The organism is Pseudomonas sp. GXZC (assembly GCF_026967615.1).
Lineage (GTDB): Bacteria > Pseudomonadota > Gammaproteobacteria > Pseudomonadales > Pseudomonadaceae > Aquipseudomonas > Aquipseudomonas azotoformans_A.
The window spans coordinates 6,618,938-6,630,775 of the sequence record NZ_CP114115.1; the positions used below are offsets into that span (position 1 = coordinate 6,618,938).

Sequence of the window (11,838 nt, forward strand, 5' to 3'; positions counted from 1 at the left end):
GAAAGGTCCTACTTCACTTCTTCCAATGCCTGATTCAACGGCACGTAAAACTCTTTAAACAATGCATCCACGGCGTCTTTGGCTTGAGGGGTGACAAACCCGGCCTCCAGCACCAGCACCTGATACACCCCACGCTTGATCGCCTCGGCGCTCAAATGGGCAGAGTTTTCATTGGTGGTGCACAAGAAACGCACCCAGGAGGTGAGGATGATCCAGGCGTTGAGGGTCAGGGCTTCGGTTTGCACCGGGTCCATGTTGAGGATGCCGGCATCGACAAACCCTTGGTAAATAGCCCCGCCCTGGGTCAGGCAGCGCTGGGAAAAGCGCCGATAGCCGGTCGCCAGTTCCGGGTCGCTTTCCAGCAGATGTTCGAGGTCGCGGTGCAGGAAACGGTAGCGCCACATGCCAGCCAGCACGGCCTGCAGGTAGAAACGTTTGTCTTCGACGGTGACGGCACGGCCTTGGGGCGGGCGCAGGAAACTGTCCACCAGCGCTTCATATTCGCGAAACAGCACGGCGATGATCGCCTGCTTGTTGGGGAAGTGGTAGTACAGGTTGCCCGGCGAAATTTCCATGTGGGCGGCGATGTGGTTGGTGCTCACACTGCGTTCGCCCTGCTGGTTAAAAAGCTCCAGGCTGGTTTGCACAATGCGCTCGCTGGTCTTTACTCGTGGTGCCATAGGGGATCAGCTTCTGTACACGTGATGGGGCATCTTACGGCCTAATCTTGCGAGGATAAATCCGCAACTGCGTAATGACATTTGACAATTTAGAGCAATGACTCTAAAAATCCAGGCAGACCTATAACAATCGGGAACGCCGCCATGTCTGCCAACGTTGCCTATCTGCAAGATTCCCAGGTGCTGGACCAGCTCCAAGACCTGTTCGACACCCAGCGCCGCGCCTACGCCGCCAACCCGATGCCGCCGGCCGCACAACGCCAGCAATGGCTCAAGTCCCTGCGCGACCTGCTCAGCGACGAGCGCCAGGCGCTGATCAACGCGATCAGCCAGGACTTCAGCCACCGCAGCGCTGACGAAACCCTGTTCGCCGAACTGATGCCCAGCCTGCATGGCATTCACTACGCCAGCAAACACCTCAAGGGCTGGATGAAACCTTCCCGTCGCGCCGTAGGCATTGCCTTCCAGCCCGCGTCAGCCAAAGTCATCTATCAACCCCTGGGCGTGGTGGGCGTGATCGTGCCCTGGAACTACCCGTTGTACCTGGCCATCGGACCGCTGGTCGGCGCATTGGCGGCGGGTAACCGGGTGATGCTCAAGCTCAGCGAGTCGACACCCGCTACCGGCCAGTTGCTCAAGGCGCTGCTGGCAAAGATCTTCCCGGAAGACCTGGTGTGCGTGGTGTTGGGTGAAGCCGAAGTCGGCATGGCGTTCTCCAAGCTGCCCTTCGACCACCTGCTGTTTACCGGCGCCACCAGCATTGGCAAGCATGTGATGCGTGCAGCCGCCGAACACCTCACGCCGGTCACCCTGGAATTGGGTGGCAAGTCGCCCGCCATCGTGTCCGCCGATGTACCGCTCAAGGACGCCGCCGAACGCATCGCCTTCGGCAAAGCGCTGAACGCTGGGCAAACCTGCGTGGCACCGGACTACGTGTTGGTGCCGGAAGATCGCGTCGAGGGTTTCGTCGAGGCCTACACCCAGGCCGTTCGCGGGTTCTATCCGACCCTGGTCGACAACCCGGACTACACGGCCATCATCAACGAACGGCAACTGGCCCGGCTCAACGCCTACGTCAAGGACGCCACCGACAAAGGCGCCACCCTGATTCCGCTGTACGACCAAGGCCAAGCGCGGCGCATGGCCCACAGCCTGTTGTTGAATGTCAGCGATGACATGATCGTGATGCAGGACGAAATCTTCGGCCCGGTGCTGCCGATCGTGCCCTATCGCGGCATCGACCAGGCCTTTGCCTACATCAACCAACGCCCTCGCCCACTGGCCCTGTATTACTTCGGCTACAACAAGGGCGAGCAGGATCGTGTGCTCCACGAAACCCATTCCGGCGGCGTGTGCCTGAACGACACCTTGCTGCATGTGGCCCAGGACGACATGCCGTTCGGCGGCATCGGCCCGTCGGGCATGGGCCATTACCATGGCCACGAAGGCTTCCTTACCTTCAGCAAAGCCAAAGGCGTGCTGGTGAAACAGCGCCTGAACGCGGCGAAGTTGATCTATCCGCCTTACGGCAAATCGATCCAGAAGTTGATCCAGAAGCTGTTCGTCCGCTGAAACCGCCACCCACGGGATAACAATAACAATGAACCCTAGCCTGACTGAAACACCCGCGCTGTCGCGGCGCGGCGTCCTGAAAATCGGCCTGTGTGCCAGCGCCTTCCTGGCTACCGCTGGGCTGGGCGCCAGCCTCAGTGGTTGTTCCAGCAGCACGCCGGCCAGCGGTTTCGTGATGTTGCGCAGCAGTGATCTGCCGTTCCTGCGCGCCGTGATCCCGGTGTTGCTGGAAGGAGTGGCCAGTGCCCAGGCCGTTGCCAGCGGCATTGAAGACACTCTCAAGAAACTCGACTTCAGCCTGCAACGCCTGTCGCCGGAGATGTTCAAGCTCACCCAGCAACTGTTCGACGTGTTGGGCATGGCCATCACCCGTGGCCCGCTGACCGGGATCTGGGGCAGTTGGGAAAATGCCAGCAGCGAGCAGATCCGCAACTTCCTGCACCGTTGGGAAAACAGCTACCTCAACCTGCTGCGCATGGGCCAGGGCTCGTTGCTCAAATTGGTGATCATGGCCTGGTACTTCCAGCCGGCGTCCTGGGCCCATTGCGGTTACCCCGGCCCGCCGAAAATTTGAATCGCCTCCCCCCACAATAAAAACTAGAGACGACCCTGATGCCCGTACCCGATCCCTTCCGCGACGGCATGGCCCGTGGCTGGAAAACCCACAATGGCGCCGCCCTCGACAACGACCTGACGCTGGAAGCTGACGTGGCGATCATCGGCAGCGGTGCCGGTGGCGGCACCACCGCCGAAATCCTCAGCGCCGCCGGCTACAAGGTGCTGCTGATCGAAGAGGGGCCGCTCAAGACCAGCAGCGATTTCAAGTTGCTGGAAGACGAGGCCTACACCAGCCTGTATCAGGAGGGCATCGGCCGCATGAGCAAGGATGGCGCGATCACCATCCTTCAGGGCCGTGCAGTGGGCGGCACGACGCTGATCAACTGGACGTCGAGCTTCCGTACCCCGGACGCCACCCTCAGCCACTGGGCCAGCGAATATGCGGTGAAGGGTCATAGCAGCGCCGAAATGGCACCGTGGTTCGAAAAGATGGAGCAGCGCCTGGGCATCGCACCTTGGGCCCTGCCGCCCAACCCCAACAACGATGTGATCCGCAAAGGCTGCGAGAAGCTCGGCTACAGCTGGCACGTGATCCCGCGCAATGTGCGCGGCTGCTTCAACCTGGGGTATTGCGGCATGGGTTGCCCGGTCAATGCCAAGCAGTCGATGTTGGTAACCACGATTCCGTCCACCCTGGAAAAGGGCGGCGAACTGCTCTACCTGGCCCGCGCCGAACGCCTGATCTACAGCGGCGACACGATCAGCAGCCTGGAATGCGTGGCCATGGATAACCTGTGCGTGACGCCGACTGGCCGCAAAATCACCGTGAAAGCCAAGCACTATGTGCTCTCCGGCGGCGGCATCAACAGCCCGGCGTTGCTGATGCGCTCGGACGCTCCAGACCCGCACAAACGGTTGGGAAAACGCACCTTCCTGCACCTGGTGAATTTTTCCGCTGGGTTGTTCGACGAGGTGATCAACCCGTTCTACGGCGCGCCGCAGTCAATCTATTCCGACCATTTCCAGTGGCAGGATGGCACCACTGGCAAAATGTCTTACAAGCTGGAGGCGCCGCCCTTACATCCTGCGCTGGCCAGTACGTTGCTCGGTGGTTATGGCACCCAGAACGCCCTGGACATGAGTCAATTGCCCAATACCCACGCGATGCTGGCGCTGCTGCGCGATGGTTTCCACCCCGACAGCCCCGGCGGCAGCGTGGAACTGCGCGGTGATGGTACGCCGGTGCTCGACTATCAAGTGTCGGACTACGCCTGGGATGGCTTGCGCCGTGCGTTCCACAGCATGGCCGAGATCCAGTTCGCCGCGGGCGCCAAGTCGGTCAAGCCGCTGCATCACGATGCGCGCTACGTGAAAACACTGGGCGAAGCCCGAACGATGATCGAGGAGCTCAACCTGGAATTGCACCGCACCTGCCTGGGCAGCGCCCATGTGATGGGCGGTTGTGCCATGGGCGAAGACCCGAAAAATGCAGTGGCCGACAGCCTTGGTCGCCACCATCAGTTGCGCAACCTGTCGATCCACGATGGGTCTTTATTCCCCACCAGCATTGGGGCCAATCCACAATTATCGGTGTACGGTTTGACCGCCCAACTGGCGACAGCATTGGCCGAACGTCTGAAAACGGCATGAAAAAACGCGCGATTAGCGGTATGTATCTACATAAGTCGACTTGGCCGACCGGGATGGCTGCGATACCATCCGGTTCCCCAACGGACTCCGCCAGGACGACGCGATGAACCGAGTGTTGTACCCAGGAACCTTCGACCCGATTACCAAAGGCCATGGCGATCTGGTCGAACGTGCCTCACGCTTGTTCGACCATGTGATCATCGCGGTCGCAGCCAGCCCCAAGAAAAACCCGCTGTTTCCCCTGGAACAGCGCGTGGAACTGGCGCGTGAGGTCACCAAGCACCTGCCCAACGTCGAAGTGGTGGGCTTTTCGACGCTGCTGGCGCATTTCGCCAAAGAGCAGAACGCCAATGTGTTTCTGCGCGGCCTGCGTGCGGTGTCGGACTTCGAATACGAATTCCAGCTGGCCAACATGAACCGCCAACTGGCGCCGGACGTGGAGAGCCTGTTCCTCACCCCGTCGGAACGTTATTCGTTCATTTCCTCGACGTTGGTCCGTGAAATCGCCGCTTTGGGCGGGGATATCACCAAGTTCGTGCATCCGGCTGTAGCAGATGCTCTGACGCTGCGCTTCAAGAAGTAACACCGTTCAATCGGCGCCTGCTCGCACTGCGGGCGCCAATGCGGCACAATTGCGCGCATTAGTTTTCAGATGCCTTGGCTGACGGCCCTGGCAGGAGTTTCCATGTCCCTGATCATCACCGACGATTGCATCAACTGCGACGTCTGCGAACCCGAGTGCCCGAACGCTGCGATTTCCCAAGGCGAAGAGATCTACGTGATCGACCCCAACCTGTGCACCCAGTGCGTCGGCCACTACGACGAGCCTCAGTGCCAGCAAGTGTGCCCGGTGGATTGCATCCCGCTGGATGAAGCCCATCCGGAGACGGAAGAACAGTTGATGGCCAAGTACCGGTTGATTACCGGTAAAGCCTAAGACTGGCACTTGGGGCAAAACACGCTCGCGCGTTGGCCCAGCACCACATTGCGCAACTCGCTCCCGCAGACCTTGCACGCCTCGCCGCCACGGCCATAGACAAACAGTTCCTGTTGGAAATACCCCGGCTGCCCGTCGCCGCCGATAAAGTCGCGCAGCGTGGTGCCGCCGCGCTCGATGGCAGCCGCCAGCACGCGCTTGATTTCGATTGCCAGCTTCAAGTAACGCGCCCGCGAAATGCCACCCGCCTCGCGACGCGGGTCGATCCCCGCCGCAAACAGCGCTTCGGTCGCGTAGATATTGCCCACGCCCACCACCACCGCGTTGTCCATGATGAACGGCTTCACCGCCATCGAACGGCCACGGGACAATTGGAACAACCGCTCGCCATCAAACAGATCCGTCAACGGCTCCGGCCCCAGGCGGATCAGCAGCTCGTGGTTGTGCGGGTCCTGGCTCCAGAGCATCGCGCCGAAACGCCGAGGGTCGGTGTAACGCAGCGCCAGCCCCGACTCCAACTCGATGTCCACATGCTCATGCTTGGCCGCCGGCATGCCGACTTCCACTAGGCGCAGGTTGCCTGACATGCCCAAGTGGCTGATCAAAGTGCCCACTTCGGCATTGATCAGCAGGTACTTGGCCCGCCGCTCCACCAGCACGATGCGCTGCCCGGACAGGCGCACATCGAGGTCTTCCGGGATCGGCCAGCGCAGGCGCCGTTCACGCACGACTACGCGGCTGACCCGCTGGCCTTCCAGGTGTGGCGCGATGCCGCGCCGGGTGGTTTCGACTTCGGGTAACTCGGGCATGTGTACCTCTTTGAAGAAAGGGTCAGTGAGCGCCCAGCTCGCGGATCGACAACTTCATGCTTTCGAAGTCGTAGTCCGACAGGCCCACGTAGTCCAGCACCAGATGGCCGATGGCATTCCACTCATGGTCCACCGCCTGGTTGCCCAGCACGCGATAGGACGAGCAGATGTGCTCGGCCATCTTCAGGATCGCCAGCAGGTTTTTCAGCTGTGAATTGCGCGACGACTCATCGCTGAACACCGCCAAGGCGTTGTGGTGGTTGGCGATGGCGTCGGTCACGTGCTCCGGCAGACGCCAGGACTTGGCGGTGTAGTAACCGACCACGGCGTGGTTGGTGTTGAACGCGTTGTTCTCGGTGTCGACCACGCGGCAGTCGGGGCCGGCATTGGCATACGCTTGCTCCAGTACCGACATGTAGTTGGGGAAACGCTTGAGCATCAGCGGCACGCCGCAATCGTGGAACAGGCCCAGGGCATAAGCCTCGTCCACCGCCTGGGCGCCGGTGCGCTTGGCCAGGGTCAGGCAGGTCATCGCCACATCCTGGGCGGTATCCCAGAAGCGGTTGAGGGTGACGATGGTGTCGTCGCTCATTTCGCCCTTGATCGACAGCGCGTTGATCAGGTTGATGATCGAACGGCTGCCCAGCAGGTTCACCGCGCGCTGGATCGAGGCGATCTTGTTGCTCAGGCCGAAATACGACGAGTTGACGATCTTCAGCAACGCGCCGGACAAGCCTGGGTCCTGGGCGATTAGCCGGGCGATCACTTCCAGATCCGGATCGGGCATGTACTGCTCCATCTGCAAATCCACCATGATTTGCGGTTGGGGCGGCACGCTGATGCCTTGCAGGGCCTGTTGGATCTGTTCGGCGGAAAGCTCTTGGGACATAAGTACACACTCTGGGCTAGGCGGGGATTCTAACCCTTATCCGCCGCATGCCGACACCTTCCCGCACATCCGGCTACCCGGCCATTTCCTACACAACAGGGTATACTCCCGCTCTTTTTTCCGGAGCGACGTCATGTCCCTGCCAAGCCTGCGTCTCAAAGCCAACGCCGATCGTCGTTTGCGCAACGGCCACCTGTGGGTCTACAGCAACGAAATCGACGTGGCCGCCACCCCACTCCACGGCTTCCAGGCAGGCGACCAGGCTATCCTGGAAGCGGCTGGCGGCAAGACCCTGGGCATCGTGGCCATGAGTCCTAACAACCTGATCTGCGCCCGCCTGCTGTCGCGCGACATCAAGTTGCCGCTGGACAAGTCGCTGCTGGTGCACCGCCTGAACGTCGCCCTGTCCCTGCGTGATCGCCTGTTCGACAAGCCGTTCTACCGCCTGGTCTACGGCGATTCCGACCTGTTACCAGGCCTGGTGGTCGACCGTTTCGGCGACATCCTGGTGGTGCAGATCGCCTCGGCGACCATGGAAGCCCATAAAGAAGACGTGATCGCCGCGCTGACCCAAGTGCTCAAGCCGAGCGGCATTCTGTTCAAGAACGACTCCGCCGCGCGCGACGCCGAAGGCCTCAACCGCTACGTCGAAACCGTGTTCGGCCTGGTGCCGGAGTGGGTTGCGCTGGAAGAAAACGGTGTGAAATTCGAAGCCCCGGTGATCCAGGGCCAGAAGACCGGCTGGTTCTACGACCACCGCATGAACCGCGCACGCCTGGCCCCGTATGCCAAAGGCAAGCGCGTACTCGACCTGTACAGCTACATCGGCGGCTGGGGCGTGCAAGCTGCGGCCTTCGGCGCCAGTGAAGTGTTCTGCGTCGACGCCTCCGCTTTCGCCCTCGACGGCGTAGAGCGCAACGCCGCGCTGAACGGCTTTGCCGAGAAGATGACCTGCATCGAAGGCGACGTGTTTGAAGCCTTGAAAGAACTGAAAGCCAGCGAAGAACGCTTCGACGTGATCGTCGCCGACCCACCGGCCTTCATCAAACGCAAAAAAGACATGAAGAACGGCGAAGGCGCCTACCGCCGCCTGAACGAGCAAGCCATGCGCCTGCTCAGCAAGGACGGCATCCTGGTCAGCGCATCGTGCTCCATGCACTTGCCGGAAGACAGCCTGCAAAACATCCTGCTGACCAGCGCCCGTCACCTCGACCGCAATATCCAGATGCTGGAGCGCGGTGGCCAGGGTCCCGATCATCCGGTTCACCCCGCGATCGACGAGACGCGTTACATCAAGAGCATTACGTGCCGGTTGCTGCCGAATAGCTGATGCCGTTGGCCTGTAGGCGCTTTAGGGCTCCTACAGGCTTTTATGAAAGCTCGTACCTCTCCAGTCTTTGACTTTCCCTTACATAAACTTGATCCTCGACCGCCTCACGGAATCGAGGCCCGCCCATGTCGACGGCAATCACGCACGCTGAAAAACCCTTCATTGTTTTCTGGCTGATGACCATGACCTTGCTGGGCGTCTTCCCGCTAGACGTCGTGCTGCCTTCCTTTCCCGCCCTGGCGGAACACTTCTCCACCTCGACCACCCAGATCGCCCGCTCAGTCAGCCTGTTCGCCATCGGTTTTTCCTGCTCCATGCTGTTGATCGGCCCACTGTCCGACCGGATCGGCCGCAAGAAGCTGCTATTGGCCAGCATGGCCGTTGCAATCATTGGCGCGGCCGGGTGCCTGGCGGCCAGCAACACGCCGCAATTTCTGTTCTTCCGTATTATCCAAGCCATGGGCTGCGGCGGTTTCATATTGTCCCAAGCACTGGTGCAAGACCTGTTCTTCGGCAGAGAACAGGAGCGGTTGCGGATCGCAATGGTCACGGCCGGAGGCATCTTCATATCGATCTCCCCGCTGCTGGGCGCGTGGCTGCAACTGCACTGGGGATGGCAGGCCAGCTTCTATGTGTTTATCGCGCTGTGTGCCGCAACCTTGATCATGGCGCATCGGCTGCTCCACGGCGGCTTGCCTCAAGCAGCACCGAGCCACCAGAGCCTGCTCAAGGCCTACGCCAAGGTCTTCGCCAACCGCCACTTCGCCAGCTATGCCACGATCTCGGCCATTACGTTCGCCTGCCATTTCTCGTTCATCGTGGTGTCACCGCTGATTTTCATGGACCAGCTGCAGCTGTCGCCCCATGAGTACTCCCTGACCTTGCTCCTCTACGGCGCCGCTTACGTAATGGGCGGAATCTGTGCAGGTTTCCTGCACAAACGGCTACCGGCTGCGACCCAGATGGCCATCGGGCTGGTGCTGATCGCAATCTCGGGCGGGGTCATGTTGTTCCTGGCTTATCAGTTCGGCTTATCAATCCCGACCGTGCTGGTGCCCATGCTGCTCTGCACGGCGGGCACCACCATCACCCGGCCCATCTCTAACTCCAAGGCCATGAGCTTGTTTCCAGACAATGCAGGTACGGCGGCATCAGCCGTTGCAGCGGTGCTGTTCATTGCCGGTGGCCTTATCAGTGCCTTCATCAGCACCTTTACCCACCACCTGAGCACGGCGCTGGGTCTGTGCTTTCTGATCCTGAGCATCGTCGCCCTGGTCTTGAACGCATGGGCACGGTGCCACCCGCACGTCCCGTAGCCGCTATCTTCACGGTTTCGGCCATTCCCTCCAGCCGCCAGCGGTGTAGAATCGGCCTTATTCATCGCCAGTCATCCCCCGGCGGGTTTATGAGCTCAAGGCCCAAGCAAGCGGCGATCCCGCGACGCGAGTGGCAACTTCCGGACACACGGCCATTTTTCGGGTGTTCCTGACGTCAATTAGAAGCTCACTCCCCTTTGATACCGATTAGCCGCCCGGAGTGCTCCAATGCCTGATTACCGCTCGAAAACATCCACCCACGGCCGCAACATGGCCGGCGCGCGCGCACTGTGGCGTGCCACGGGGATGAAAGATGACGACTTCAAGAAGCCGATCATCGCGATTGCCAACTCGTTCACCCAGTTCGTACCAGGCCACGTCCACCTCAAGGACCTGGGCCAGCTGGTCGCCCGCGAGATCGAACGCGCCGGCGGTGTCGCCAAGGAATTCAACACCATCGCCGTGGATGACGGCATCGCCATGGGCCACGACGGCATGCTGTATTCCTTGCCGAGCCGCGAGATCATTGCCGACTCCGTGGAATACATGGTCAACGCCCACTGCGCCGACGCCATCGTCTGCATCTCCAACTGCGACAAGATCACCCCTGGTATGCTGATGGCCTCCCTGCGCCTGAACATCCCGGTGATCTTCGTGTCCGGCGGCCCGATGGAAGCCGGCAAGACCAAGCTCGCCTCCCACGGCCTGGACCTGGTCGACGCCATGGTCATCGCCGCCGATTCCAGCGCTTCTGACGAGAAGGTCGCGGAATACGAGCGCAGCGCCTGCCCAACCTGCGGTTCGTGCTCCGGTATGTTCACCGCCAACTCGATGAACTGCCTGGTGGAAGCCCTGGGCCTGGCCTTGCCGGGCAACGGTTCCACCCTCGCCACCCACAGCGACCGTGAACAACTGTTCCTGCAGGCCGGCCGTACCATCGTCGAGCTGTGCAAGCGCTACTACCACGACAACGATGAGTCGGTGCTGCCGCGCAACATCGCCAACTTCAAGGCGTTCGAGAACGCCATGACCCTGGACATCGCCATGGGCGGTTCCACCAACACCATCCTGCACTTGCTGGCCGCGGCCCAGGAAGCCGAGATCGATTTCGACCTGCGCGACATCGACCGCCTGTCCCGCCACGTGCCGCAGTTGTGCAAAGTCGCGCCGAACATCCAGAAGTACCACATGGAAGACGTGCACCGCGCTGGCGGGATCTTCTCGATCCTCGGCTCGCTGGCCCGTGGCGGCCTGCTGCATACCGACCTGCCGACCGTGCACAGCAAGTCCATTGCCGAAGGCATCGCCAAGTGGGACATCACCCAGACGGACGACGAAGCCGTGCACACCTTCTTCAAGGCAGGCCCAGCCGGTATCCCGACGCAAACCGCGTTCAGCCAGTCGACCCGTTGGGACACCCTGGACGACGACCGTGAAAACGGCTGCATCCGCAGTGTCGAGCACGCCTACTCCCAAGAAGGCGGCCTGGCTGTGCTGTACGGCAACATCGCCCTCGACGGCTGCGTGGTGAAAACCGCCGGTGTGGATGAGTCCATCCACGTCTTCGAAGGTCGCGCCAAGATCTACGAAAGCCAGGACAGCTCGGTTCGCGGCATCCTCGCCGACGAAGTGAAGGAAGGCGACATCGTGATCATCCGCTACGAAGGCCCGAAAGGCGGCCCAGGTATGCAGGAGATGCTGTACCCGACGTCCTACCTGAAATCCAAAGGCCTGGGCAAAGCCTGTGCCTTGCTGACCGACGGCCGTTTCTCCGGCGGCACCTCGGGCCTGTCCATCGGACACGCTTCGCCAGAAGCCGCTGCCGGCGGCGCGATTGGCCTGGTGCAGGATGGCGACAAGGTGCTGATCGACATTCCGAACCGTTCGATCAACCTGTTGATCAGCGATGAAGAACTGGCGGCACGCCGGGTCGAGCAGGACAAGAAAGGCTGGAAGCCAGTGGAGAAGCGTCCGCGCAAAGTGACGACCGCGTTGAAGGCTTATGCCCTGCTGGCCACCAGTGCCGACAAGGGTGCTGTGCGCAACAAGGCGATGCTTGACGGTCTGTAAGCTGCGCTCATAAAAATGCCCCGCCAC

Annotated in this window: 11 protein-coding genes; 8 read left to right on the plus strand and 3 right to left on the minus strand. The window is 61.1% G+C overall.

What is annotated here, in order from left to right:
- Nucleotides 1-8 precede the first annotated feature (8 nt).
- Nucleotides 9-680, minus strand: a complete 672-nt coding sequence (locus OZ428_RS31350) for a TetR/AcrR family transcriptional regulator (RefSeq protein WP_010207263.1) — start codon at nt 678-680, stop codon at nt 9-11.
- 144 nt (nt 681-824) lie between these two features.
- Between OZ428_RS31350 and OZ428_RS31355 the strand changes: the two genes are divergently transcribed.
- The 5 genes from OZ428_RS31355 (at nt 825) to OZ428_RS31375 (ending at nt 5,397) form a co-directional block, all read left to right on the plus strand.
- Nucleotides 825-2,252, plus strand: coding sequence for a coniferyl aldehyde dehydrogenase (locus OZ428_RS31355; protein WP_269132238.1), 1,428 nt, complete (start codon nt 825-827; stop codon nt 2,250-2,252).
- Between the two features lie 28 nt (nt 2,253-2,280).
- A complete protein-coding gene (locus tag OZ428_RS31360; RefSeq protein WP_033897039.1) occupies nt 2,281-2,826 on the plus strand; it encodes a hypothetical protein in 546 nt (181 codons plus the stop codon).
- Between the two features lie 38 nt (nt 2,827-2,864).
- Nucleotides 2,865-4,460 carry a GMC family oxidoreductase gene (locus tag OZ428_RS31365; protein WP_177074302.1) on the plus strand — a complete coding sequence of 532 codons (1,596 nt, stop codon included), beginning with the start codon at nt 2,865-2,867 and terminating at the stop codon, nt 4,458-4,460.
- 103 nt (nt 4,461-4,563) lie between these two features.
- Nucleotides 4,564-5,043, plus strand: a complete 480-nt coding sequence (coaD, locus tag OZ428_RS31370; protein ID WP_003176711.1) for a pantetheine-phosphate adenylyltransferase — start codon at nt 4,564-4,566, stop codon at nt 5,041-5,043.
- Between the two features lie 102 nt (nt 5,044-5,145).
- Nucleotides 5,146-5,397, plus strand: a complete 252-nt coding sequence (locus OZ428_RS31375) for a YfhL family 4Fe-4S dicluster ferredoxin (RefSeq protein ID WP_017139475.1) — start codon at nt 5,146-5,148, stop codon at nt 5,395-5,397.
- On the opposite strand, the gene mutM is transcribed toward OZ428_RS31375, so the two are convergent.
- Both mutM and OZ428_RS31385 read right to left on the minus strand, forming a co-directional pair.
- Nucleotides 5,394-6,206: a bifunctional DNA-formamidopyrimidine glycosylase/DNA-(apurinic or apyrimidinic site) lyase gene (gene mutM / locus OZ428_RS31380; protein WP_016976014.1), complete on the minus strand. Its 813-nt coding sequence runs from the start codon at nt 6,204-6,206 to the stop codon at nt 5,394-5,396. The genes OZ428_RS31375 and mutM overlap by 4 nt on opposite strands.
- A gap of 22 nt (nt 6,207-6,228) precedes the next feature.
- The gene (locus tag OZ428_RS31385) at nt 6,229-7,041 is read right to left on the minus strand and encodes an HDOD domain-containing protein (protein ID WP_177002757.1); all 813 of its coding nucleotides are present in this window, start codon (nt 7,039-7,041) and stop codon (nt 6,229-6,231) included.
- 187 nt (nt 7,042-7,228) lie between these two features.
- Here OZ428_RS31385 and OZ428_RS31390 point away from each other — a divergent pair, with 187 nt between their 5' ends.
- The 3 genes from OZ428_RS31390 to ilvD all read left to right on the plus strand — a co-directional run bounded on the left by OZ428_RS31390 (nt 7,229) and on the right by ilvD (nt 11,811).
- Complete coding sequence (locus OZ428_RS31390; protein WP_033897037.1) at nt 7,229-8,425, plus strand: class I SAM-dependent rRNA methyltransferase; 1,197 nt, start codon at nt 7,229-7,231, stop codon at nt 8,423-8,425.
- 125 nt (nt 8,426-8,550) lie between these two features.
- Nucleotides 8,551-9,741, plus strand: a complete 1,191-nt coding sequence (locus OZ428_RS31395; protein WP_133075473.1) for an MFS transporter — start codon at nt 8,551-8,553, stop codon at nt 9,739-9,741.
- Nucleotides 9,742-9,969: 228 nt separating this feature from the next.
- Complete coding sequence (ilvD, locus tag OZ428_RS31400; RefSeq protein WP_016976011.1) at nt 9,970-11,811, plus strand: dihydroxy-acid dehydratase; 1,842 nt, start codon at nt 9,970-9,972, stop codon at nt 11,809-11,811.
- Nucleotides 11,812-11,838: the final 27 nt, after the last annotated feature.